Annotated in this window: 24 protein-coding genes; 11 read left to right on the top strand and 13 right to left on the bottom strand. The window is 58.8% G+C overall.

Annotated features, from left to right (window positions below; translation table 11 throughout):
- The first annotated feature begins 30 nt into the window (after nucleotides 1–30).
- The 6 genes from AB6K10_RS02885 to AB6K10_RS02860 all read left to right on the top strand — a co-directional run bounded on the left by AB6K10_RS02885 (nucleotide 31) and on the right by AB6K10_RS02860 (nucleotide 5,164).
- Nucleotides 31–603 (top strand): chorismate lyase, encoded by a 573-nt coding sequence (locus AB6K10_RS02885; protein ID WP_339117963.1) that lies wholly within the window; start codon nucleotides 31–33, stop codon nucleotides 601–603.
- A 38-nt stretch (nucleotides 604–641) separates the two neighbouring features.
- The gene (ubiA, locus tag AB6K10_RS02880) at nucleotides 642–1,532 is read left to right on the top strand and encodes a 4-hydroxybenzoate octaprenyltransferase (protein ID WP_339119591.1); all 891 of its coding nucleotides are present in this window, start codon (nucleotides 642–644) and stop codon (nucleotides 1,530–1,532) included.
- Nucleotides 1,533–1,643: 111 nt separating this feature from the next.
- On the top strand, nucleotides 1,644–2,333 hold the full coding sequence (phoB, locus tag AB6K10_RS02875) for a phosphate regulon transcriptional regulator PhoB (RefSeq protein ID WP_159343598.1): 690 nt from the start codon (nucleotides 1,644–1,646) through the stop codon (nucleotides 2,331–2,333).
- Nucleotides 2,334–2,335: 2 nt separating this feature from the next.
- Nucleotides 2,336–3,628 (top strand): phosphate regulon sensor histidine kinase PhoR, encoded by a 1,293-nt coding sequence (gene phoR, locus AB6K10_RS02870; RefSeq protein WP_339117962.1) that lies wholly within the window; start codon nucleotides 2,336–2,338, stop codon nucleotides 3,626–3,628.
- A gap of 353 nt (nucleotides 3,629–3,981) precedes the next feature.
- Nucleotides 3,982–4,278 (top strand): hypothetical protein, encoded by a 297-nt coding sequence (locus AB6K10_RS02865; protein ID WP_253018792.1) that lies wholly within the window; start codon nucleotides 3,982–3,984, stop codon nucleotides 4,276–4,278.
- Nucleotides 4,279–4,843: 565 nt separating this feature from the next.
- Nucleotides 4,844–5,164, top strand: coding sequence for a hypothetical protein (locus AB6K10_RS02860; RefSeq protein ID WP_159343596.1), 321 nt, complete (start codon nucleotides 4,844–4,846; stop codon nucleotides 5,162–5,164).
- Nucleotides 5,165–5,236: 72 nt separating this feature from the next.
- On the opposite strand, the gene cysZ is transcribed toward AB6K10_RS02860, so the two are convergent.
- The 6 genes from cysZ to AB6K10_RS02830 all read right to left on the bottom strand — a co-directional run bounded on the left by cysZ (nucleotide 5,237) and on the right by AB6K10_RS02830 (nucleotide 11,188).
- Nucleotides 5,237–5,968, bottom strand: a complete 732-nt coding sequence (gene cysZ, locus AB6K10_RS02855; protein WP_285264059.1) for a sulfate transporter CysZ — start codon at nucleotides 5,966–5,968, stop codon at nucleotides 5,237–5,239.
- 69 nt (nucleotides 5,969–6,037) lie between these two features.
- Nucleotides 6,038–6,763 (bottom strand): phosphate signaling complex protein PhoU, encoded by a 726-nt coding sequence (gene phoU / locus AB6K10_RS02850; protein ID WP_159343594.1) that lies wholly within the window; start codon nucleotides 6,761–6,763, stop codon nucleotides 6,038–6,040.
- A gap of 30 nt (nucleotides 6,764–6,793) precedes the next feature.
- Nucleotides 6,794–7,606, bottom strand: a complete 813-nt coding sequence (gene pstB, locus AB6K10_RS02845; RefSeq protein WP_159343593.1) for a phosphate ABC transporter ATP-binding protein PstB — start codon at nucleotides 7,604–7,606, stop codon at nucleotides 6,794–6,796.
- A complete protein-coding gene (gene pstA, locus AB6K10_RS02840) occupies nucleotides 7,600–9,012 on the bottom strand; it encodes a phosphate ABC transporter permease PstA (protein ID WP_339117961.1) in 1,413 nt (470 codons plus the stop codon). Before pstA ends, pstB begins: the two co-directional genes overlap by 7 nt.
- Nucleotides 9,012–10,130: an ABC transporter permease subunit gene (locus tag AB6K10_RS02835; protein WP_339117960.1), complete on the bottom strand. Its 1,119-nt coding sequence runs from the start codon at nucleotides 10,128–10,130 to the stop codon at nucleotides 9,012–9,014. The genes pstA and AB6K10_RS02835 overlap by 1 nt, the downstream gene beginning before the upstream one ends.
- Before the next feature lie 95 nt (nucleotides 10,131–10,225).
- On the bottom strand, nucleotides 10,226–11,188 hold the full coding sequence (locus tag AB6K10_RS02830; RefSeq protein WP_339117959.1) for a PstS family phosphate ABC transporter substrate-binding protein: 963 nt from the start codon (nucleotides 11,186–11,188) through the stop codon (nucleotides 10,226–10,228).
- Nucleotides 11,189–11,304: 116 nt separating this feature from the next.
- On the opposite strand from AB6K10_RS02830, the gene AB6K10_RS02825 reads away from it, so the two are divergent.
- Complete coding sequence (locus tag AB6K10_RS02825) at nucleotides 11,305–11,718, top strand: acyl-CoA thioesterase (protein ID WP_159343590.1); 414 nt, start codon at nucleotides 11,305–11,307, stop codon at nucleotides 11,716–11,718.
- A gap of 70 nt (nucleotides 11,719–11,788) precedes the next feature.
- On the opposite strand, the gene AB6K10_RS02820 is transcribed toward AB6K10_RS02825, so the two are convergent.
- From AB6K10_RS02820 to hexR, 3 genes are all read right to left on the bottom strand, one after another.
- Entirely contained in the window at nucleotides 11,789–12,877 is a 1,089-nt protein-coding gene (locus tag AB6K10_RS02820; RefSeq protein ID WP_159343589.1) for a TRAP transporter substrate-binding protein, read from the bottom strand.
- A gap of 145 nt (nucleotides 12,878–13,022) precedes the next feature.
- Complete coding sequence (gene uvrD, locus AB6K10_RS02815; RefSeq protein ID WP_339117958.1) at nucleotides 13,023–15,221, bottom strand: DNA helicase II; 2,199 nt, start codon at nucleotides 15,219–15,221, stop codon at nucleotides 13,023–13,025.
- 91 nt (nucleotides 15,222–15,312) lie between these two features.
- Complete coding sequence (gene hexR, locus AB6K10_RS02810; protein ID WP_253018661.1) at nucleotides 15,313–16,167, bottom strand: transcriptional regulator HexR; 855 nt, start codon at nucleotides 16,165–16,167, stop codon at nucleotides 15,313–15,315.
- Between the two features lie 254 nt (nucleotides 16,168–16,421).
- Between hexR and AB6K10_RS02805 the strand changes: the two genes are divergently transcribed.
- Nucleotides 16,422–16,640 (top strand): PA3496 family putative envelope integrity protein, encoded by a 219-nt coding sequence (locus AB6K10_RS02805; RefSeq protein WP_062374507.1) that lies wholly within the window; start codon nucleotides 16,422–16,424, stop codon nucleotides 16,638–16,640.
- Between the two features lie 48 nt (nucleotides 16,641–16,688).
- Here AB6K10_RS02805 and AB6K10_RS02800 read toward each other — a convergent pair whose 3' ends face one another.
- On the bottom strand, nucleotides 16,689–18,032 hold the full coding sequence (locus AB6K10_RS02800) for a sodium-dependent transporter (RefSeq protein ID WP_339117957.1): 1,344 nt from the start codon (nucleotides 18,030–18,032) through the stop codon (nucleotides 16,689–16,691).
- A gap of 155 nt (nucleotides 18,033–18,187) precedes the next feature.
- A complete protein-coding gene (locus tag AB6K10_RS02795; protein ID WP_159343586.1) occupies nucleotides 18,188–19,057 on the bottom strand; it encodes a DUF72 domain-containing protein in 870 nt (289 codons plus the stop codon).
- A gap of 195 nt (nucleotides 19,058–19,252) precedes the next feature.
- On the opposite strand from AB6K10_RS02795, the gene AB6K10_RS02790 reads away from it, so the two are divergent.
- From AB6K10_RS02790 to mscL, 3 genes are all read left to right on the top strand, one after another.
- Nucleotides 19,253–20,623: a VOC family protein gene (locus AB6K10_RS02790; protein WP_339117956.1), complete on the top strand. Its 1,371-nt coding sequence runs from the start codon at nucleotides 19,253–19,255 to the stop codon at nucleotides 20,621–20,623.
- Between the two features lie 53 nt (nucleotides 20,624–20,676).
- Nucleotides 20,677–21,123 (top strand): type II 3-dehydroquinate dehydratase, encoded by a 447-nt coding sequence (gene aroQ / locus AB6K10_RS02785; protein ID WP_339117955.1) that lies wholly within the window; start codon nucleotides 20,677–20,679, stop codon nucleotides 21,121–21,123.
- Nucleotides 21,124–21,233: 110 nt separating this feature from the next.
- Nucleotides 21,234–21,725: a large conductance mechanosensitive channel protein MscL gene (mscL, locus tag AB6K10_RS02780; protein ID WP_339117954.1), complete on the top strand. Its 492-nt coding sequence runs from the start codon at nucleotides 21,234–21,236 to the stop codon at nucleotides 21,723–21,725.
- 57 nt (nucleotides 21,726–21,782) lie between these two features.
- Here mscL and AB6K10_RS02775 read toward each other — a convergent pair whose 3' ends face one another.
- Complete coding sequence (locus AB6K10_RS02775; protein WP_339117953.1) at nucleotides 21,783–23,045, bottom strand: heme biosynthesis HemY N-terminal domain-containing protein; 1,263 nt, start codon at nucleotides 23,043–23,045, stop codon at nucleotides 21,783–21,785.
- On the bottom strand, nucleotides 23,042–24,490 hold the full coding sequence (locus AB6K10_RS02770) for a uroporphyrinogen-III C-methyltransferase (protein ID WP_285263987.1): 1,449 nt from the start codon (nucleotides 24,488–24,490) through the stop codon (nucleotides 23,042–23,044). Before AB6K10_RS02770 ends, AB6K10_RS02775 begins: the two co-directional genes overlap by 4 nt.

The raw sequence follows: 24,490 nt of genomic DNA, 5'->3' as shown, positions 1-24,490 counted from the left end.
CGCTCTGAATTGACTGCCCTGGAGGCTTTGGTGACCGCCCCCGAGTTATCCGCTTCTGCTTTTTCGCTCTTTCCTCAGTGGTTGCCGGTAGCCGCCGCTCAGCCAGCCATGAGCACGGCTTGGTGGCAGTGGGTCGCCTCCACCGATTCATTGACCGCTCGCCTGATGGCTGCCGGTGAGCCGGGCGCTTTTCGGGTGCGCTTGCTGCGCCAAACCGTCGGCTTGCCCCAGCGCGATGAAGCCCTGGCACTTGGCATCGCGTCTCGCCGTTACGCGTGGCTGCGCGAGGTGGCGCTGTGTATCGATGAAACGCCGTGGGTCGTGGCGCGTTCGGTGGCCCCGCTTCACCAGCTACAAGGCAAAGGGTTAGGGAAGTTGGGTGAGCGCTCGCTAGGCAGCTGGTTGTTTCAGCAGCCCGACTTGGTGCGCGGCCCGCTAGAAGCGACGGCGACGCGGCCGCGCTTTATCCGCTCGCAGCCAGGGCTGGCGGCCCAGAGCTTATGGGGGCGGCGCTCGGTCTTTGAGCACGGTGGGCTTTCGTTATTGGTTCAAGAGTATTTTTTATCCACCATGGCAGATGCACTGGGCCTGCCGTCGCGCTAGGCTAACGCAGCGACTTTTTCGACGAGGTAAGCATGAGCATGGACCGTTCTCTGTTGCGCCCGACCGGGTGGGCCCGCTTGACCGATTTCTTACAGCTAATGCGTTTGGACCGACCCATCGGCACCTGGCTGTTGATGTGGCCAACGCTATGGGCGCTGTGGGTCGCCTCTGAGGGCGTGCCGGGCCGCGATGTGCTGCTGATTTTTATCGCTGGGGTATATGTGATGCGCGCGGCAGGCTGCGTGGTGAACGACTACGCCGACCGCCACTTTGATGGTCATGTTAAGCGCACCAAGCAGAGGCCTTTAGCAACGGGGCGGATTAGCGAAACCGAAGCGCAACTGCTGTTTGTGGCGTTGGTGGCCGCCGCCTTTATTTTAGTACTGCTGACCAACTGGTTTACCGTGCTGCTTTCGCTTGGGGGTGTGCTGCTGGCCTCCATTTATCCGTTCATGAAGCGTTACACCCATTTTCCCCAGGTGGTGCTCGGGGCGGCGTTCTCCTGGGCGATCCCGATGGCGTTTGGTGCCGTGCTTGGTGAGGTGCCGTTAGACGCGTGGATACTGTTCAGTGCCAACGTGCTCTGGACGGTCGCGTATGACACCCAGTACGCCATGGTGGATCGCGACGATGATCTCAAAATTGGCATTAAGTCCACCGCGGTGCTGTTTGGCAGTGCCGACCGTTTCATCATTGGCCTGCTGCAGTTGGCGACGCTGGCTCTGCTTACCTGGGTAGGTATACGGGTTGGGTTAGGCGGTTTCTTCTGGCTGGGTTTGGCAGGCATGGCCGCAACGTTTGCCCATCAGCAGCGGTTAATTTTTCACTGTGACCGCGACCGCTGCTTCCAGGCGTTTCTGAACAATCACTGGTCCGGGCTTTTGGTTTTTGCTGGCATCGCGCTTAGCGGGTGGCCGGTGACTGGCTAATTATGCTGGGTGTCATAGAATTGTCATTAAGTCATGGTGTTATCGTCACAGACATGTCATTGAACTGTTTTCGCATAGATGAGCTTTCTTAGAACACCGTGAGGCCCTGGAATGACCGCCAAGACCGTACTGATCGTCGATGATGAGGCGCCCATTCGCGAGATGATCGCTGTGGCGCTGGAAATGGCTGACTATCGCGTGCTTGAAGCGGACAACGCCCAGGATGCTCACGCGATGGTGGTCGATCACCAGCCTGACCTGCTGCTGCTGGACTGGATGATGCCGGGCACCAGCGGCATCGAGTTGGCCCGTCGTCTCAAGCGTGAAGAGGCCACGGCCGAGTTGCCGATCATCATGCTGACCGCCAAGGGCGAAGAGGATAATAAGATTCAGGGTCTGGAAGCGGGCGCGGATGACTACATCACCAAGCCGTTTTCGCCCCGTGAATTGGTGGCGCGTCTGAAAGCCGTGCTGCGCCGAGCGACCCCGCGTGGTGTGGAAGACCCCATCGAAATCAATGGCCTGCTGTTAGATCCGGTGAGCCATCGTGTGAGCGCGTACGGCAAGGCCCTGGAGATGGGCCCTACCGAGTATCGCTTACTGCAGTTTTTCATGACCCACCAAGAGCGTGCCTATACCCGTAGCCAGTTACTCGATCAGGTGTGGGGCGGCAACGTATACGTCGAAGAGCGCACGGTGGACGTGCATATTCGCCGGTTGCGCAAAGCGCTGGGTGAAGCGCACCAGAATCTGATTCAAACAGTGCGGGGCACTGGGTATCGTTTCTCTGCTCGGGTGTAATCGTGCGCCTGTGGAGCCGTGAACTGTGGCGAATCATCTGGCTGGCTTTCCTAGGGATGTGCCTGGGATGGCTGCTGGGCTACCCGGGGTTCGGGCTGGCGGCAGGTCTGACGCTCTGTTTGGTCTATCAACTCCGTCAGCTTAGAGCCCTGTTCAAATGGCTTACGCTGAACCCCCACGATGAGCCACCTGCGGCCACTGGCATGTGGGGCGAACTCTTCGATCGCCTTTATCGTTACCAAAAAAGCCAGCGCATAACGCAAAGCCGCCTGCGAGCCACCCTCGCGCGTATTCAAGAGTCCTCTGAGGCGATGCGTGATAGCGTCGTGATGCTGGATCGCCACGGAGATTTAGAGTGGTGGAACAGTGCCGCCACCGACATGCTCGGCCTGCAAACGGCCCATGACCGCGGCCAGCACATTACCAACTTGCTGCGCGACCCGCGTTTTATCAGCTACTTCAATGCCCGTGAATATAGCGAGCCACTGACCCTCACCTCGCCCATCGACGAGCGACGCATTTTACAGTATCAAATCACGCTCTATGGTGATGACGAGCGCTTGGTCATGGCCCGGGACATTACGCGCCTGCATCGCCTGGAACAGATGCGCCGCGACTTCGTGGCCAACGTGTCTCACGAGCTGCGCACACCACTGACCGTCCTTTCGGGCTACCTGGAAACGTACGGCGATTTGAAAGAGCTATTGCCGCCTCGTTTGGGCAAAGGCATCGGTCAGATGGAAGAGCAGACCAAGCGCATGCAGAACTTGGTCAACGACCTGCTACTACTCTCTCGGCTCGAAATCGACCGAGGGGGAGAAGATCACCAGCCGCTTGCCGTAGGGCCGATGCTAGAGAGTATTCGTCGCGATGCGCTGGCGCTGTCTCACCAGAAACACAGCGTGCAGGTCGTGCTCGATTGCGAAGCGCGCCTAGTCGGCAGCGAGCAGGAGCTGCGCAGTGCGATCTCCAACTTGGCGTTCAACGCGGTGCGCTATACGCCAGCGGGAAGCCAGATCACCCTCCGCTGGGCGGCTCTGCCCAATGGCAGTGCCTGCATCGAAGTGGACGACGACGGTGAAGGGATCGATCCTGTCCATATTCCTCGCCTCACCGAGCGCTTCTACCGTGTCGATAAGGGGCGCAGTACGGCCACCGGCGGCACTGGGCTGGGCCTTGCCATTGTGAAACACGTTCTACTACGCCACGACGCGCAGCTCCAAGTGGAGTCGTTGCCCGGTGAGGGGGCGCTGTTCCGCTGCGTGTTCCCGGCTACGCGGGTAGTCCACGACTAACGTGTCGATCGGGCCACCTGCGCCTCTCTCCTCACCTACGCGTTACTGCCCTCTCTCTGGTTTGCATAATCTATGTATAAGTGTGTCATATTGGCATGTAAGCATGGTCAAACACCGCGCATGTGCCATATGTAGCCACCGTATTCGCTTTCGATTCCATGCTAAGCCTACTTTTGGCACGGTGCTATTTTTCATAAGCATTTGTATTTTAATGTCTTTTTTTTGATGCGCGGATTGTTGGCATATCGGCTGCAACGTTATGAGTAAGGAAGATTACCGCAGGAACTGGTAAGACACGAAGTCACTCTTCCTTTTAAAGCGGTATTTCACAGCGATCGAGGAGGCGGAATATGATGTCCAAGGAACTACTCAAGAAAGCTGGTATTTTAGGTGTAACGTTCGGTTTGGTAGCGAGCCCACTGGCTTTTGCCCAAGAGCCTGCCGACCCGGCCGATAACATCTCTCCAGATGAGCAACCGGTTGAATCTCAATCCAGCGGCTCGGCCATGTCATCTGATCATGACAACCAGGATTTAACCCATGACGAGGGCGATCATGCCAGCGACATGGAGCCGAATTCCATGAGCGACGACTCGGATGCGACGTATGACAGCACCGAGGAGCTGCCGGAAGAAAATAGCGGCATGTAACTCGTAACATTTATTTGCAAAGCTGTAAAAAACTCTTACGCTTAAGGTTGAGCATTTAAGAGGCAAGGATGTCTCACAGCAAGGATGCTCGAAGATTCAAGGAATGAATCATACAACGATCAATACGCTGGTTAGGGTGAACTCCAAGGTTGGAATCCCGCAAAAGGACAGGAAGCCAGACGTCGGTATCGTTCACAAGTAAGAGTGATCAAGACCCCGCCCTGCGGGGTCTAATTTTTTGTGCCTACGACATACGCGAAGTGCTCTACGAGGCACGTCAGCATGAAAGGACTGTGGAGGCGTTCTGGGAAAGTGAGTCATTTTGCGTCACTTAGAAAGCGCATGTGTCATTGTTGCACAATATTTTTGAGGTATTTTTGACGCTGCAACATTATATTGCGCGCTATTTAAATTTAATAAATATTTGTTTTTATTGGTTTTTTTATTTTTTTTGGAAAAGTGGCATCCTGCATGCAATAGCTAGGTGTAAAGTTAGCCATTAGTCGTAGACGCTCATTGGTTCTCGCCTACGCCGATTGGTTCCATGTTAAAGGAGTACGTATCAATGTTATTCAACGAGTTAGCGAAAAAGACGGCTGTTCTAGGCGTTGCGTTTGGTTTGGTTGCAAGCCCAATGGCCTTTGCCCACACGTCCATTGAATTGAATAAAGACCGCTCTGCAGGTCACGACATCATCGAGCCAAGCTCGCACAATACGTCGGGCCCTGCCCAGTACTCCACTAGCGACCTGACCCATGACGAAGGCGACACGCTGGATTACTCCACGTCTAGCAGCGCCAACGATTCAACCGACACAGCGACCAGCAAAACGGGCTATGACGCCAATGAGCTGAACCGCGACGAAGGTGACGGTATCCGTTGGTAAGCCCAGCGCTATATCCACAAAAACCCCGCCTAGGCGGGGTTTTTTGTGGCGATGCCTCTGCCTGTCGCGTCGTTAAGGGGTAGCCACATCGTGCGTGCCGCGGTAATGACCATCCCACATGAGCACCGCCCCTGCGACGGCGCCGGGAATCAAGAACAGATTGGCCAGGGGAATCCAGGTGATCAGCATGATCAGCCCACCGTAGGTGAGGCTGGGCCACCAGCGTCGTGAGAGACGGCTGCGCATATCGCGAAACGTGACCTTGTTGTTATCCATCGGATAATCAAGGTAAGTGATGGCCATCACCCAGGCAGAAAACAGGGCCCACAAGATCGGTGCCAACAGATTGAGGCCGGGTATCCAGCTGAGAATGAACAGTGCCGCCATGCGCGGCAGAATATAGCCGAGCTTGACCAGTTCGCGACCCAGCGCGTCGACGGCCGTTTTAGCCAGTCCGCGATCATCCAGCGGTTCTCGCCCGGTGGCTTGTCGCTCGACTTTTGCGGCAAGAAAGCCGTAAAACGGTGCGGCAATCAGGTGAGTCACGAGGGTGAAGGTGAAAAAGATCACCACCAGCAGACTAACGAAGAAGAGCGGCCAGATCAGCCAGGAGAGCCACTCCAACCAACCGGGTACCATGGTCATGGCGCTATCCAACCAGCCTGAAAAGCGCTGAAAGACGACGCTGAGCATACTGGCGTAGACGATGAGGTTGACCAGGATCGGTAGGAAAATATAGCGCCGCAGCCCTTTTTGGTACACCAAGCGCGTGCCTTGGCTCAACGCCGTGATGGCATCCACCATGCTTACTCCTTTAAAAAAAACGCCCAGATGAATCATCTGGGCGTATTGCAGGAGGAATGGCCTGCTAGGTCAAGACTTTTTCAGTACCTTCTGATCTAGGGTGTCGGGATCGCTGTGGCGAATATCCAAGCCTTTCACCAGGTAGACCACGTACTCCGCCAAGTTGTTGGCGTGGTCGCCGACGCGCTCCAGTGCCCGCAGTACCCACATGATGCTGAGCACCGAGCTGATCGAGCGCGAGTCTTCCATCATGAACGTCATTAGAGAGCGCATGGCGCTGCCATACTCGTCGTCCACGGACTCATCTTCCCGCACGACCTGCATGGCCAGCTCGGTGTCGAAGCGGGCAAAGGCCGTCAGCGCATCGCGCAGCATCTTCCGCACGTGTTCGCTGATATGGCGCACTTCCACCAAACCGCGAATACCGCTGCTGCTTTCACTCAGCAGCAGCGCGTTACGGGCGATTTTGCTGGCTTCGTCACCGATCCGCTCGAGATCCGAGGTGGCGCGAATGACGGCAAGTACCAAGCGCAGGTCAGAGGCGGCCGGCTGGCGACGTGCCAGGACGCGGGTACACTCGTCATCGATTTGAAGCTGCAGGTCGTTGACCTGGCGGTCGTTGTCACGCACTTTTTCGGCCAAGCGGCTGTCGCCTTCCAGCAGAGCGTGAACGGCGTCTTGCACCTGTTTTTCCACCAGACCGCCCATGGCCATCAGGTGGGTTTTCAGCTCTTCCAGCTCCTGGTTGAACTGGCGAGAGATATGCTGGCTGTGGGTATCGCTCGTAATATCCATTGAGCACTCCTGACGTAACGTCGGTTGGGCCTAGGTCATGCGGCCGGTAATGTAGTTTTCGGTGCGTTGTAAACGCGGGTTGGTGAACACTTGATCCGTTGGCCCGTATTCAACGAGTTCACCTTGCTGCAAAAAAGCCGTGTAGTCGGATACCCTTGCGGCTTGCTGCATATTGTGGGTAACCAGTACCAGCGTGAGCTGGGATTTCAGGTTACGAATCAACTCTTCGATTTTCAGCGTCGAGATCGGATCCAGCGCCGAGGCGGGCTCGTCCAGCAGCAGCACGTCGGGTTGGACGGCGAGCGTTCGGGCAATCACCAAACGCTGCTGCTGTCCGCCGGATAACTGCCACGCCGAGCGGTGCAGGCGGTCTTTCACCTCATCCCACAAGGCGGCAGACGTTAGCGCCCACTCGATAATGTCATCCCGTTTGCGCTTGGGCATGCGCCCTTGTAAACGCAGCCCGAAGGCGACGTTTTCATAAATGGACATCGGGAACGGATTGGGCGTTTGAAACACCATGCCCACGCGGCGGCGCAGTTCGGTGACGTTCATCTGTGGGGCGTGAATGTCCTGGCCCTCCAGCTGAATCTGGCCTTGATGCGTCACCGACTCGTTGAGATCGTGCAGCCGATTGATGGCACGCAGCAGGGTCGACTTGCCACAGCCCGACGGGCCGATGAAGGCGGTGACCCGATGGCGAGGCACATCGAGCGTTAGGTCGCGCAACGCCGTTTTCCCCGCATACGCGAGGTGAAACTGGTTGATGCTCAAACAGCAGGTTTCGGCAGTAAAGCGAGTCACCGGTGTTTGAGTCGGGTGGGCGGACGATAACGCTAGCATTCGTTCCCTCGTTGACGCCTTAGATAATGACGCAGAAATATGGCAGTTAAGTTAAGCACTAGCACGATCAGCACGAGCAGCAGGGCGGTGGCAAACACCAGTGGGATGGCGGCTTGAACGTCTTCGCCGTGAAACGCGGTATCAAATAAATGATAGCCGAGGTGCATGAATTTGCGCTCTAGGTGCAAATAGGGAAATTCGTCATCGACGGGCATTTGTGGGGCCAGTTTCGCCACGCCGACCAGCATCAGCGGCGCCACTTCTCCGGCGGCCCGGGCCACGGCCAAGATGACCCCGGTGAGCATCGCTGGAGTCGCCATGGGCAGTACCACGCGGGTCAGCATTTCTAAGCGGGTCGCGCCTAGCGCCACCGCGCCCTCTCGCTGCGCGTCAGGAATGCGCGCCAGTCCCTCTTCGGTGGCGACGATGACGACGGGCAGCGTCAGCAGCGCCAGGGTCAACGATGCCCAGAGCAGGCCGCCCGTGCCAAACGTGGGCGACGGCAGCGCATCCTCGAAAAACCAGCTATCGATGGAGCCCCCGATACCGTAAACGAAGACCCCCAAGCCAAATACCCCATATACGATCGACGGCACGCCAGCAAGGTTGCGTACGCCGATACGGACCAAGCGGGTCAGGCGGTTTTGATGCGCGATCTCGTTGAGATAAATGGCGGCCAGCACGCCGAACGGTGTCACGATCACCGACATCAGAATCACCATCATGACCGTGCCGAAGATGGCCGGCCAGACGCCGCCGCCGGTATTGGCCGCACGCGGACCCTCGCTGAGGAATTGCCAGATACGTCCGCTCCAGGCGGCGACTTTTTGATGCCAGGACATGGCGTTGGGCGCTTGGAAGCGCATGACGCCCGCCAACGGTTGGGTCACGCGATGGCCATCGGCAGCGGTGAGCCGTAGCTGGGCGACGGGGCGCTGGCTCTCGGGAAGCGCCATGGCCTGGGCGACAAATGCCCAGGCGGCATCTCCCTCGAAACGCTGGCCATCGCTCTCGACGGTTTCCAGGCGGCCAATGAAGTCGCCCCAGGGGGCCCGTTCTAGGCGGATGAGGTCGTTGGGTACGGCGACGGTGGCGATGTCGTCCAAGGCCACCCAGCGCCAGCTATTACCGTCGATATCGCGGTTGCCGGTAAAGTAGAGCCGCTCTGTGCCCGCCGCATTGGGCAGTGGGGCCTCCCGCACCGCCTGGCCGATCACCGTCTCACCGGAGCGTAGAGTGACTTCTTCCAGCATGGCGGGCCAAAAGTGGCCAAGGCCACGGGCGGCCAGCAGCGTCAGCAGGGTTGCCAACATCAACAGCGATAATGCAACGCTGGCTGCGCATAGCCATGGCCATAGCAGGCTGCCCATGGCCTTGAGACGGGGCGGGCGTGGGAGCCAACGCATTAGCGGTTACCCCCTAGTCGTTGATAGCGCTGACGCAGCCGCTGGCGAACCACCTCGGCGAGCGTGTTGACTAAAAAGGTGAACAAAAACAGCGCTAGAGCAGCAAAAATCAGCAGGTGGTAGGTCATACCACCGGGGGAAGCTTCCGGCAGCTCGATGGCAATCGACGCCGATAGGGAGCGAAGCCCCTCAAAGGGGCTAGCCCTAAAGAGCGCCGTATTACCGCTGGCCATCAAAACGATCATGGTTTCGCCCACGGCGCGCCCGGCACCAATCATGACCGCCGAGAAGACCCCAGGCCCGGCCGTAGGAAGGGCTACCTTCCAGAGCGCCTGCCAGCGGCTCGCGCCGAGCGCTTGGGCACCTTCCATCAAGTTGGCGGGCACATCGGCGAGGGCATCCTCTGCCAGCGAGTAGATGCTGGGAATCACCGCAAACCCCATGGCGATCCCCACGATCAGCGCGTTGCGGGTGGCGTAGTCCAGGCCGTACTGCTGGTCGAACATGCGGCGCAGGTCGCCGCCAAACCATGCGTGCTCCAAGAGCGGGGCTAGCCATAGTGCGAGTGTGATCATGATGGCGAGCCACGGCATTAGCCACACGCCCGCCCAAGAGAGCGGCAGCCACTGGCGCACCTTGGCGCTGGCAACATACCAGAGCATACCGGCCAAGCCCGCGCTTAGCGGCAGCCACACCAGCACCAGTAGGGTACTGGCCAAGTGTTGTTCCACCCAGGGGGCTAACAGTAGTCCGGCAATGAAACCTACTACCACGCCGGGAATGGCTTCCATTAGCTCCAGCATGGGTTTGATACGGCCACGCAGCCGAGCCGACATGAACAGCGCCGAGTACATGGCGGCACCTAGCGCGATGGGCGTGGCGAACAGCATGGCGGCAAGTGCCGCTTTGAGTGTGCCCCAGGCCAGGGGCGATAAGGTATTGAGCGATAAGGCGTCGCCAAACGTCAGCAGTGGCAGCGTTTCCCACACGAGGAACACGCCAATGGCAAGAATGGCCAACAGAACGCCGATGCCACCGGCGGTAATCAATCCGGTAGCGATACGGTCGTGAATGAGGCGCAGCGGCTGACGCGAAAGAGGTAGCCGTGGGGGAGTCATGTCGACATCATAAAGAAACGAGTGCCGTGGCAAAAAGTACGTACATGGCCGAAGCGTCCCACCCTACGGTATGTTTATGACAGTTAAGTGACAGCTCAGGGAGCCAGTAGCGGCGGCTGGCGCTGAGCTTGGGGCAACGGCACGAATCCCGCCGCTTGAACGATTTGCTGACCCTCCTCAGAGAAGATCAGTTCAATGAACGCCTGCTCGGCCGGGGGCAGCGTGTCGCCGGGCGGGAGGTTAACGTATAGGTAGAGATCTCTCGATAGCGGATAGGTATCGTCCTGAATCGTCGCGACGCTTGGACGGATGGCGTGGCCCGTGTCGTCGATCAACGGTAGCGCGCGGACCATGGGGTTCAGGTGGTTATAGCCGGCATAGCCCATGGCGTTGGGTGACTCGCCCACGGCGGCAATCACCGCCGAAGAGCCGGGGTGTTCGCTGATATCGCGGCGAAATTGGCCATTGCACAGGGCGCGGTCTTGAAACAGCCCGTGCGTGCCGGAGGCCAGGTTGCGACCATGCAGCGCAATCTTGCCGTAGGGCCACTGGTCGCTGGGCAGCAGTTGTTCCCAGCGCCGGATGGGGCGCAGCCCACCGCAATCTAACGAGGTGGAGAAAATCGCGTCGGCCTGCTCGCGGGTGAGCGATGCCAGCGGATTATGGCGATGCACCACTAGCAGCAGCGCATCTCGGGCCACCTTCAACTCTCGGGGCGGGTATCCATATCGCTCGATGAATTGCTGGCGTTCGGTGTCGGACATAGGGCGCGACATAGGGCCAAAGCGTGTCGTCCCCGCGACCAACGCGGTGGGCGCGCTGGCGGAGCCGCCCGCTTGAAACTGCAGGTTAATGTCGGGATAGCGGTGATCAAGCGCTTCCCCCCAGCGGAGCATCAGTCCGGCCATGGTATCGGAGCCAACGGCGCCCAAGGTGCCACTGACCGACGTTGGCTGCCCCACGGCAACCGTGCAGCAAAGCAGCCAGGCGATCGCCACCAAGAGGCGATAACACCGCTGAATCCGCCCACAATGGCGCGTCAAACGATTGCCCTTCAAACGTTACCCCTCTTATGATTAACTATCCCCAACCTGTTGCGATGCAGCAACGCTACGCTCCTCCGTGCCACCGACCGACCTTCACCACAACAATAACCTTACAAAGCGACCACCTTATGACACCGCTGGACACCGACTTGGACGACGTACCGGCCCCTAAAGGGCAGCTCACTTTAAAGTTACTGGCTTCTCGGCAAGATACCAATCTCTACGGCGATATTCCTGGCGGCTGGTTGGTCAATCATATGGATCAAGCGGCGGAGCTGGCAGCCGGGCGTGAAGCGGGTGGCCGCACCGCGACGGTCGCCATCGAAGCCATGGACTTTTTGAGTCCGGTGCGAGTAGGGTCCATGGTGAGCGTTTATACCCAAGTGCAGGAGATTGGCCACAGCTCGATCAAAATCGATGTCGAGGTGTGGGTACGCCCACCCCATGGCCGCCACATCGAGGAGCGCCAGAAAGTCACCGAAGCGCGTTTTGTCATGGTGGCGCTGGATGACAATGGCCGTATCCGCGCCGTGCATGGCTAGCACGCCCTCGCCTTAGCCATTCACAGCAGCAAAAAGGGCGCCGAGGCGCCCTTTGACGTTGGCCGGTAGGTTAGGCGCCGACGTTGTCGCGGCTCTTCAGGTAAGCGTACTCACCCGCGTCGCTAAACGGGCGCACCACTTTCTGGAAGGCCGAGTAGGATTCGTAAACGCGGCGAGACTCTTCATCGCTCTCTACCTGACGCTGAATCGCCTGCTTGGAGGATTCGTACAGCGCGGCCATAACGTCTTCCGGGAACGTGCGTAGCTGCACGCCGTGCTCTTCCACCAGTGTTTCCAGGGCCTGGGCGTTGCGGTAGGCAAACTCGCTGATCATTGCGAGGTTAGAGGCGCGTGCCGCTTCACGGATCACGTCCTGCAGATCTTCCGGCAGCGCGTTCCACGCATCCAGGTTGATGGTGCCTTCGAGGACGGCAGAGGGCTCGTTCCACACGGACGTATAGTAGTAGTCCGCCACTTGGTGCAGGCCAAAGGCCAGGTCGTTGTAGGGGCCCACCCAGTCCGCCGCGTCAAGCGCACCGGTTTGCAGCGAGGTGAAGATCTCAGAACCGGCCATGTTCACGGTGCTCACACCGATGCCGTTCATGGCTTCACCAGCGAGACCCGGCAGGCGCAGCTTCAAGCCCTGCATGTCTTCGAGGGAGTTGATCTCTTTTTTGAACCAGCCCGCCATCTGGGTGCCGGTGTTGCCTACGGCAAATGGCTTAAGATTGTGGTTGGCGTAGATCTCGTCCCACAGCTCCTGGCCACCGCCGTGGTACAGCCACGCGTTCATTTCGGTGGTGGTCATGCCAAACGGCACGGCGGTAAAGAACTGGGACGCAGCCACTTTGCCGCGCCAGTAGTAAGACGCGGAGTGACCCATTTCAGCCGTGCCAGCGGCGACGGCATCAAAGACTTCCAGTGCCGGTACCAGCTCACCCGCACCGTGTACACGAATGCGCATACGGCCGTTGGAGAGTTGCTCCACACGACGCGCAAAGTCGTTGGCGCCGGTCCCGAGGGCGGGGAAATTCTTCGGCCAGGAGGTGACCATGTCCCAGGTGTAGGTTTCGTTAGCGCTGGCGGTAGAAACGAAAGGGGCAGCAGCGACACCGGCGGCACCCAGGCCGGCGGTTTTCAAAAATTGGCGGCGTTGCATGGCGGGCATGACTCCGAAATTATAGGCTGTTTTTTTATAAGCGCAGTGAGCGCAGTGTCCGCCCGCCAGTATGCGCTAAGCCGCTTTTATAGGGCAAGTCTCTGTCTTGCCTTGCCCTTTTTTTGGGTTGATCGGGGCGGTCGGTTCAACGCGGCGTTAGTTTGGCAAACCCCAGTACGAGCCACTTCACGCCCTCGCCATCGAAGCTGACTTGTACCCGCGCCCGGGCGCCTTCGCCTTCGGCATTGAGGATGATGCCTTCGCCAAACACCGGATGCTCGACGCGCTGGCCGACATGCAGCGCGGGGAGCTCGCCGTCGCTCTCGATACTGGTTTGGGCGAAGCTTTGCCGCGAGGCGGTCACCGGGCGAGACACATGGCCCCGCAGGCGGACCTCCTCCAGCAGGTGGGGTGGCAGTTCACGCAAGAAGCGCGACGGACGCGGAAACACCTCTTTACCATGCAGGCGGCGGGTTTCCGCGTGGGTGAGGTAGAGCTTCTGCATGGCGCGGGTAACACCCACGTAGCAAAGCCTGCGCTCCTCTTCGAGTCGCCCCGGCTCCTCCACCGACATCTTATGCGGGAACAGCCCTTCCTCCACACCGGCGATGAACACCACGGGGAACTCTAGCCCTTTCGCCGAGTGCAGCGTCATCAGCTGCACACTGTCTTCGAACTCTTCGGCTTCGTGGTCGCCCGCATTCAGAGCGGCTTCTGATAAAAATGCTTCCAGTGCCGCCATACCTTCGCCCGCTTCTGGGGTTTCAAAGGCGTCGCCATGGATGAAGGCGCGGGCGGCGGTGACCAGCTCTTCCAAGTTTTCGACCCGCGCCTGGCCCTTCTCGCCACGCTCGCTTTTGTGGTGCTCGATCAACCCGGTGTGCGCGGTGACATGGTCGATGATCTCATGCAGCGGCAGCCCGGCGGCGTCGTTATCGAGCTGCTCGATTAGGTTGGCGAAGGCCTGCACGGCGTTGCCCGCCCGGCCTCTTAAGGTGCCATCCTGAATCGCGTCGTGGAGCGCCTGCCAAAGCGAAACTCCCTGCTCCCGTGCGCGGTGGCGAACAATTTCCACCGTGCGAGTGCCGATGCCTCGGGTGGGCACGTTGATGACGCGTTCAAGGGAGGCGTCGTCGTCCCGGTTGAGCAGCAGGCGAAGGTAGGCCAGGGCGTTTTTGATCTCCAGCCGCTCATAAAAGCGGTGGCCTCCGTAAATGCGGTAGGGCATGCCTTGGCGAATCAGCGTCTCTTCCAGCAGCCGTGACTGGGCGTTAGAGCGGTAAAGAATGGCCACATCACGGCGGTTAAAGCCTTCATCGACTTTCTCTTTGATGGTGTCGACGATATAGCGGGCTTCTTCCAGGTCGTTAAACCCGGCGTATACCGAGATCGGTTCGCCCTCGATACCGTCGGTCCAGAGGTTTTTGCCCAGCCGCTCGGTGTTGTGGCTAATCAACGCGTTGGCGGCATCCAGAATGGCGCTGGTCGAGCGGTAGTTCTGCTCCAGGCGCACCGTCTGGGTATGGGGAAACTCCTCTTCAAAGCGGCGGATGTTTTCCACTTTGGCGCCCCGCCAGCCGTAAATCGACTGGTCATCATCGCCGACCGCCGTCATCGGCGTTTGTTGGCCGGTGAGCAGTTTCAGCCACGCGTACTGCAGGGTGTTGGTGTCTTGGAACTCGTCTACCAGCACATGCCCAAAACGCTCGCGGTAGTGGTTCAGCAGCGGCGGGTTATCGCGCAGAAGTTCCAGGCTGCGCAGGAGTAGCTCGCCAAAATCCACCAGCCCGCCGCGCTCACAGGTGAACTGATAGCGCTCGTACAGCTCGACCATTTGGGCGAGGTACGCATCGCCATTCACGTTCACCTGATGAGGGCGCAGCCCTTCCTCTTTGCAGCCAGATATAAACCCCTGTACCTGGCGGGGCGGGAAGCGCTCATCGTCAATCGAGTAATCTTTGAGCAGCCGTTTGATCAGCCGGAGCTGGTCGTCGGAGTCAATGATTTGGAAGTGTTGCGGCAGGCGGGCATCTTGCCAGTGGGTGCGCAGCAGCCGGTGGGCAATGGAGTGGAAGGTGCCGACCCACACGTGGCGCATGGAAATACCCAGCAGCGCTTCAAGGCGCGTGCGCATTTCCCGTGCCGCTTTGTTGGTAAACGTGACCGCCAGCAGCGCGTAAGGAGAGAGCCCCTCGGCCTGCATCAGCCAGGCAATGCGGTGAACCAGCACGCGGGTTTTACCGGAGCCAGCCCCCGCCAGTACCAGTAGATTGCCCTGGGGGGCGCTCACTGCCTCCCGCTGAGCGGGGTTGAGCTGATCAAGTATCGCCGTGACGTCGTCCATATAAGCCGCTGCCGGTTCGGAAAATGGGCGGTTAGTTTAGCACAGCCCGCCCACTGGCTGGGTATACAGCGTACGTCGCGCTGGTCCGCCGTTAGTGGTCGTCTGGGTAACGCAGCGTGGTCAGGCTCTTTTTCACCGCTTTGAGCTGCTCGGCGAGTTTGGGGCCACGGGTTTTCGCGACACCGACGGCCAGTACGTCGATCAGCACCAGGTGCGCGATGCGTGAGCTGAGCGGCGTGTAAATCTCGGTATCTTCATGCACATCGATAAACAGCGGTAGGCTCACTTCATGGGCCAGCGGCGACTCGCTGGGGCACAGGCCAATCACCGTCGCCCCCGCTTCGCGGGCCAAACGCACGCTGGCCACCAGCGCCTTGGTTCGCCCGGTTTGTGAAATCGCCACCACCACATCGCCCTCTTGCAGCGTCACCGCCGACATGTTCTGCATGTGGGGGTCGGCGTAGGCGGAGGTCGAGATCTGCAGGCGGAAGAACTTGTGCTGGGCATCGAAGGCCACGGCACCAGAGGCTCCAAAGCCGTAAAACTCCACCCGGTTGGCCATGGCCAGCGCGTTCACGGCCCGTCCCAGCGCATCATTATCGAGCCGGTCGCGCACCGACAGCAGCGTACCGACGGTGGAGTCAAAAATGCTATGAGAGAACTCCGCCACTGAGTCGCTATCGTTCATCGAGAACTGAGCAAACTGGCTGCCGCTGGCCAGCATCTGGGCGAGCTGGAGCTTGAAGTCCTGGAAACCGTTGCAGCCAAGGGCACGGCAGAAGCGCACCACGGTGGGCTCGCTCACCTTCGCCTCGGTGGCCAGGTCCACGATCCGCATATGGATCACTTCATCGGGGTTACGCAGCACGAACCGCGCTACCTTTTGTTCGGAGCGACGGAAATGCTCCATGCGGCGTCTCATTTCATCGAACAGGGCGCGGCTCACGTTCAGCTCCTTCAATTCTCGATCGTGCTTATGCAGCCTAGGTGGCTACAGTATGCCTGAGTGACGCGAAGAGGGCAGCGGGATTCACTGATGATCACTGCCGTTTAAAGGGCGTTAACCCCTTTCTTCAAGATTCGTCATCATTTTGTCAAGTAGGTTATAGTAAGAAGTGACGTGCCGCACTGCATCATTTAAAAATCAGTCGTCACGGATGCAGGTGGACGTAGGCAACTTCACCTGGAGGAGCGTCGATCATGAGAAACGTCGAACGAATGACCTCGGTAAAAAGCGAATTGCTCGACATATTCATGAGTATGGAGGTCGATGAGCATGCCCAACGTCGGCGCAGCGCCGCCCAGCGTAGCCTAAGGGCACGCAGAGGGATTGAGCTGCATCGGGAGTTTCAGAAATTGTCGCGGGATATCGCTCCCTTGCCGGACGATGACGAACCGCAAGAGAGCGAATTGCACTAACAACAGCGTGCGATAGACAGCCCCGCCAGCTAGCGGGGCCGTGACGGCTTAGAGTAAGCCTGTGACGAAGACAGCGATGACGCCTGCGGGCGCTACATAGCGCGCGATGATGTTCCATACGCTGATGCCCGTGGCTGATAGCCCAAGCTCAGCCTCGACACTCTTGCGCTCTAAGCACCACGCAGCGAAGAGAATCGCACCCAGGCCGGTGAGCGGCAGCATGATTTTGCTGGTCAGCGTATCCAGCAGGTCGAACACGCCCATACCGAACATGAGCGGCTCGCTCCACACGTTGAAGGAGAGCAGAGCGGCAATACCCAGCGCCCAAGCACCCGCCCCGGCAACAATGGTCGCCATCACGCGAGACAGCGGCGTGCGCTCTTCAATAAACTCAACCACGGGCTCAAGCAGCGAAATGGCCGAGGTCAGCGCTGCGAAGGTGAGTAGCAGGAAGAACATCAAACCCAGCAGAGAGCCACCGTCCATGTTGCCAAATGCCAATGGCAGCGTGACGAAAATCAGCCCAGGTCCCGAGGCGAGGTCCAGGTTGTTCGCAAACACGATGGGGAAGATCGCAAGACCTGCGCCGAGAGCGATCACTGTATCCATAATGATGACGGTACGAGCGGTTTGAATCAGGTTGATCTCTTTGCCCAAGTAAGAGCCATACGCCATCATAATGCCCATACCCAGCGAAAGCGTGAAGAAAGCGTGCCCTAACGCGGCCAGTACCGTCTCTGCGCTTAGCTTGCTCCAATCCGGGTTGAACATGTATACCAGCGCCTGGCCGAAATGGCCGGTCGACATGCCATAACCGATCAGCACGACCAGCAGAAGCGCCAGCACCGGCATCAAGATGCGCACAGCGCCTTCAAGACCCTTCGTGACACCCTGAGCCACAATGCCAATCACCAAGAGCATAAAGGCCGAGTGGCCTAGCAACAGCAACCCAGGATTGCTGAGCATGCCATTAAACAGCGCGCCGATGCCGTCAGCATCTTGACCGCTGAAGGTGCCAGTGACGGAGTTCAGGGTGTAGTAGAGCGACCAGCCGCCAATCACGCTATAGAACGACAGAATTAAAAACGCCCCAATGATGCCGCTGATGCCTACCACGGCCCACATACTGGATTTATTGGCTTGGCGTGCCAGCTCGGACATCGTGCTTGCGGGGTTCTTCTGACCGCGCCGCCCGATAAGCCACTCAGAGACAAGAATGGGCAAGCCAATGAGCCCAATACAAAGCAGATAAACAAATACGAAAGCAGCCCCGCCGCTTTCGCCCACCATATAAGGGAACTTCCAAATATTCCCTAAGCCAACCGCTGAACCCGCTGCGGCCAGCACAAAGGTCATACGCGATGACCACTGTGCATGTGCAAGTTTTGCCATAAATCACCTGTGTTACGTTCAATTGTAATGAGTCGTTATCGGCGTGCTGCGCCGATTTTCGGAAATAGAGAAATTGCCAGCGTACTTTTCCGAAAGAACGCGCAATTTATCCGATCATGCTAGGGCTTGCCAGTCAGCCCGCCTAAAAAGACGGCCTAAAATAGCTGGCTCTGCTTCTCGTTGGCGAAGGCTTCAAGCGCAGGCAGTGCCATCTGCTGTTGAAGAAGGCCGTAGAGCGCGCGCGCCATCTCGGGCGACTCGCGGTTATCTGCTGTATGCACAAATAAGAAAGGGGTTTTCCCCTGACTTATCCACAGCTTTAGGCGCTCTATCCACGGCGCGAAATAGCGAGTATTGATGGTTTTGTCAATATGGCCGATGAAGCGAATAATCGGTTGCTCTGCCGTGGAGAGTACGTGTAACGGGAGTTTCGGTTTTTCCTGCTGAGCGTGAGCAAGACCCGGATGGCCGTTGGCAGGGGTCGAGAACACAGGCCGCACATCCAGCATTACGCGGTTGGCCCCATAAGTTATCAACAATCGGTTGAGGGCTTTCTCCTCCTCACCCTTGTGGAAAAAAACAGGATGGCGCACCTCGACAGCGCAGGGTAGCTGCGTTGGCCAGTGGGCGAGCAAGGCTTCGAGTTTAGGCAGCTCTGAGGGGCCGAAATCACGCGGCAGTTGGACCATGGTCGGGCCAAGCCGGTCATGGAGCGGCGTCAGTGCCTCTATGAACTCCCAAGCAGAGGCTAAACTGCCGAGCCGCTGGTCGTGCGTCACGCTGGCGGGCAGTTTAAAGCAAAAGCGAAAATGGGCGGGTGCTTGGCGCGCCCAGGCAGCGATGGTATCGGGCTTGGGGGCGCCGCTGTAAAACGTCGTATTGCCCTCCACGCTGGAAAACACCGCGGCGTAATCACTGAGCAAGTCGGTTTTGGCTTGGCGCGGGTAGAGGCTGCCCTGCCAATCCTGGTTGGCCCACATGGGCAAGCCCAGATAGAGCGGTAGCGGCGAGCGTGAGGCAGTCATCTAAACGGTGGCCTTTGTCGAAGCGTAGAATTGTCGAAACAGAAAGGCTTAGTGTAACCGTAACACCATGGGCTGTGGCGGGGGCTCAAGGCGTGTTAATGAAGATAACGGCCAAATTTATGCAATTTTCCCCGTCGCTGCAGCGCTACTATGGTAATCGTCATAACCCCCACAAGATGACCAACAGGACGCCCCATGGATGCTGCTTATGTAAGCGCCGACGATATTCGCGATCAGTTTTCCAAAGCGATGTCGGCGATGTATCAACAGGAAGTGCCGCAATACGGCACGCTGCTCTCGCTGGTGGAGAGCGTGAATCGTGATGTATTGGCCCAAAATGCCACCTTAGCCCACACACTCGAAGCATCGGACGAGCTAGCGCGCCTTAGCGTTGAGCGGCATGGAGCGATCCGCGTTGGTTTGCCTGAAGAGCTATCACTGCTACGGCGTATGTTTGCAGTGATGGGCATGCACCCCGTGGGGTATTACGACTTGGCCGCCGCCGGTGTACCGGTTCACTCCACGGCGTTTCGCCCGGTGGATGATGACGCCTTGAAGCGCAATCCCTTCCGCGTATTTACTTCCTTGTTACGTCTTGAGCTCATCGAGAACCCACAGCTGCGTGAGCAGGCGCGGGACATTCTCTCTCGCCGTGAGATCGTCACGCCCGCGGCCCAGGCGCTGATCGCCCGCTGTGAAGCGCAAGGTGGCCTAAACGCGGCCGATGCCAGGGCGTTTGTTCAGGCCGCGCTGGATACGTTCCGCTGGCACCACGATGCCACCGTTGACCGCGCCACCTATGACCGCTTACACCAAGAGCATCGGCTTATTGCCGACGTGGTGAGCTTTCGTGGCCCGCATATCAACCATTTAACCCCGCGCACTTTGGATATTGATGCAGTACAGCAGCAGATGCCGAACGTTGGCATCGACCCCAAGGCGGTGATCGAAGGCCCGCCCCGTCGCCGCTGCCCGATTCTACTGCGCCAAACCAGTTTCAAAGCGCTGGAAGAGACCATTACCTTTGCCGACAGCGTGGCGGGGCATCACACCGCCCGCTTCGGTGAAATCGAGCAGCGCGGCGTTGCCCTCACCCAGAAAGGGCGTGCGCTATACGACCGCCTGTTGGCCCAGTCGCAGCAATTGCCTTCCGCCAAAGATAACAGCGCTCATCAGGCGCAGTTGGCCGCGGTGTTCCAAGCATTCCCAGACGACCACGCCACGCTGCGTCGTGAAGGGCTGGCGTTCTTCCACTATCACGCCGTGCCGGGTACCACTGCATCACTACCCGCGCAGATTAACGCGGATACCCTTGAAGCACTCATCGAGCAAGGCGCGCTGACTTGCCAGCCCATGATTTATGAGGACTTCCTGCCGGTTAGCGCGGCGGGCATCTTCCAATCGAACCTGGGCGGCGAGCAGCGCGACGAATACGCCAGCCAAGCTAACCAAGCCCAGTTCGAGCGTGACCTAGGGGCCTCCGTGATTGATGAGATCGCGCTGTATGCAAGCCGCCAGCAGGCGTCACTGGATAAGGCGCTGGCCGTACTTTGGGGAAGGTGTTAGAACGTGCTGATTAACACAAGACATGGTTAACCACATTACTGCGGGAGAGCGTTATGCAGCAGGGCAAAGTATTGGTGTTACATGGGCCTAATCTCAATTTATTAGGCACGCGTCAGCCGGAGATTTATGGCTATGACACGCTGGACGATGTGAATAACCTGCTGCGTGAAAAAGCGGTGATGGCAGGCTGGGAGATCACCTGCCTGCAAAGTAACCATGAAGGCACACTCATCGACGCCATCCACGCAGCGAGGGTGGATGGCACGCAGGCCATCATCATCAATCCGGCGGCTTATACCCATACCTCGGTAGCGATTCTCGATGCGTTGAACGCCTTTGATGGCCAAGTCATCGAAGTCCACCTCTCTAACGTGCACAAGCGCGAGTCGTTTCGCCACCACTCCTATGTTTCGCTACGCGCCGATGGCGTAATAGCGGGCCTGGGGGTTCAGGGATACAAGGCTGCATTGGACGCAGTGATGGCGGCCTTCAAGCAGTGATCTGCGTCGCGCCCTGTTCACCTCTTGCCGCGTTTGTCGCCTTGGCCCATTCTTCTCTCAGGGCAACTTAGCCCTTGGCGTTTCATTGGCTTGGTGAGGTTAAACGGCGTATGGCTAAATTTTTTCGGGAATTCCGCGAGTTTGCTGTTAAGGGCAACGTCATTGATATGGCGGTGGGTATCATCATTGGCGGAGCGTTTACGCTGATCGTGCAAAGCCTCGTCAAAGACGTGATGAATCCGCTGATTGGCCTGTTGGTGGGTGGGATCGATTTTTCGAATCTGTTTGTTGTATTGCGGGAAGGCGTGGCTGGAGCGCCCTATGCCACCTTGGCGGAAGCTCAAGCGGCGGGGGCGGTGACGCTGAACGTGGGGCTGTTTATCAACGCGGTGGTGAGCTTCTCCATCGTCGCGTTCGTGGTCTTTTTGCTGGTGCGTACCATCAACCGCTTAAAGCGCGAAGAGGCGGTGGCACCGGCAGACCCGACTGAAAAGCCCTGCCCTTACTGTTTGATGGTGGTGCCGATCAAGGCCGTTCGCTGTGGTCACTGTACGTCTGAGCTGCAGGCGGCGACCCCAGAGAAGCCTGTCGAAAGCGTGTAGCGACGCGTCATTAAAAAAGGGTGCCCGTGGGCACCCTTTTTGCGTTACAGAAGGCGGTTACGCCGTCTTTTTCGCTGCTTTCTTATCGCTTTGCGTGCTGTCACTGGCATCGCTGGGTTGGGGCAGCGATGGCAGAGATTGGGCGAGCATATCCACACTGTGACGATAGTAGAGCTGGCTCTTGTTGTGCTCGCCTAGGCTTGCGTAGAGGCGGGCAAGCTCGGCACACACTTCGCCATTGGGGCGCTGGCGCTGGCTGGCTTCAAAGTACTCCAGCGCTTTTTCCCACTGGCCCACACGCAGCGACAGGCGACCACATGCGAGCAGCAGCTCGGGGTCGTTGGGGCGCTCTTGCAGCCACTTTTCGGCCTTGGCCAGCTGGCGAGCGGCATCGACATTGAGCAGACCGTAGCGCTTGACCAAACGGGCGTCCCAGTGGTTATCCAGCGAGTGGTTCAGCAGACGCTCGGCAATCGGCTCTTCGTTGGCGTGTAGCAGTGCCTCGGTATAGAGCACGATCAGCTCGGTATTGCCGCGCAGGTAGTCGGGCATATCCGCCCACAGCCCGCGAACCCGTTCGATATTGGTAGGGTTCTTCGCTTCGAAGATGATCAGCTCGCGATACGCTTTGAACTCCAGCTGTTCGCGCTCCTGCTGCGTGATGAGCTTCTGCGCGGCCAAGCGTGGAATCAGGCGACGCAGGCCTTCCCAATCGTTGACGCTCAGGTGTACCTGCTTCAGAAGCTTCAGTACCTGAGGATGATTGGTGAGCTGCTTATCCAGGCGATTGAGAATCGCCAGGGCCTCTTCCGGCTGCTGACGGTCGATCATCAGCTGCGCCTGCATCAAGCCAATGGCGGTATCCGCACCGTCGGTGGTCAGCTGGGCCTGGTTCAGATGCTCTTGAGACTTCTCGTGGTGGCCTTGGTAGTGAGCGGCCAACGCGGCCGAGAGGTAGTTCACCAGCGGCGTGCTGGAGTCGTCGGCAGCGCGCACCAAGGTTTTCTCCGCTTTCTTCCAGCGGCCTTCGGTGAGTGCCACCAAGCCGCGCACGGTGCGTTTCATGGCGCGACGGTTACGGGCACGGCTGTTCCAGGTGCGGAAACGACCCACTGGGCGAATAATGCCGGTGAGCAGGCGCAGCGCGAAGTGCAGCACAATAAAGGCACCCAGCAACAGCACCAGACCAAACCAGAACGAGGTTTGAACCGACGTGTCACCGACCCGAATCAGCCAGTAGCCGGGCACCGACATCATCAGGTGCCCGAAGAGTGCGCCAACCGCAAGGCCCGCAACAATTAGCAGGATGAGTTTTCTCATGCATCACCTCCATCCTGACGGCGCGACTCAAAGCGATTGTCGATGAAGCTGGCCAGCGCTTGTTGAGAGGCGCTGATATCGGGCAGCTCGGGCTGTACCTGAACCTGTTTCAGCTCTTGCAGGCGGGCAATCACGCTCTGGGTCTCTTCACGCTCGGTGTCGTAGTAGCCGTTCAGCAGTTCCAAAGCTTTGTCGATGCTCGCTTCGTACAGCTCAGGCTCCTCTTTGAGCAGCGCTAGCTGAGACTGCTCAAGAATCAGGCGCAGGCTCTGGCGCAGATAGGACTCTTGTTCAGGGGTGATCAGCGCTTCCAGTGCTTCATCGTGCTGACGAATGACGACGAGGTCTTTGAGCTCTTCACCGAACCGGGCAAGCTGGCGCTGGAACGTGCCGGTAGGCGGCTGTTCGATGCTCGACGTCACGGCGCGCTCTTCGATTTCTTGAGACAGACGTAGACCTGCCACGCGCTCTTGCTGGGCATTCAGGGCCAAGTAAATACCGGTGCGGTCCACTTGAGGCACGGCATCCAGCGCGGCGAGCTCGTTGGCAATCTCGCGACGCACGGGCGTCAGTGCCGGGTTATCGGCATCGGCCAACCGGGCATCGGCAGTGCGCAGTAGGGCGGCAGCACCCTCTACGTCACCTTCCAGCTGTAGGCGCTGGTTCGCCAAGCGCAGCAGGTAGGCGGCTTCGGCGTGGAGCCAGTCGCGCTCGTCGGTGTCCTGCTCTTGGGAAAGCTGCGCCAACACGTCATCCAGCGTGCCGTTGACTTCGCTGCGGTAGCTATCCAGCTCGCTACGCAGCTCGCTCATAGTGCTATCTAGTGCCTGGCTACGTTCGGCTTCGCCTTCATCGATACGTGTTTCAAGCTCGCTGACTGCTTGCTGGGAGGCGCTGTTTTGCGCTTGCTGTGCCAGCTCATCCAAGCGCTGCTGCTGACTATCCAGGCGCTGCCATCCTTGCCAAGCGACCAGCCCCAGGGCGAGTGCCAGGATAATCACCAGGGCAAGGGCTACGCCGCCACCTTTGCTGCCACCACCACCGGTAGAAGTGGGCGGCGTCGGTTTGCCTGTGCTGCCCGTAGCGGATGTGTTGCCACTTTTAGCAGATGTGGACGCTGCAGGCGTAGCTGTGGCAGTCGGTTTGGTATCTGCTGCCGTCGCTTTGGTATCGTTAGGGGCGCTTGTCTGTTTAGAGGCGCTTTCCTGAGCGGGGCTGGACGTGGTTGCACTGGCGCTGGATGCGCTCGTGTGGGAATTAGTCGGGCCACCTTTGTTACGGCGGCGCGAGCGGCTATTTTTGGCCGCGTAAGACGAGGAGGCGCTGCCAGCAGTCGACTCGCTTTTCGCCGAGGAGGCCGCAGTATCGCTCGACGGCGTGCTCGCTTGGGATGCATCGGCAGACGTGTTGTTGACGCCTTCCTGCTCGTTTGGTTGTTTGCTCAT

Source organism: Halomonas sp. BMC6 (assembly GCF_964204995.1).
Classification (GTDB): domain Bacteria; phylum Pseudomonadota; class Gammaproteobacteria; order Pseudomonadales; family Halomonadaceae; genus Vreelandella.
Note: the sequence above shows the minus strand (reverse complement) of the source record. Positions and strands in the feature narration are given on the sequence as shown.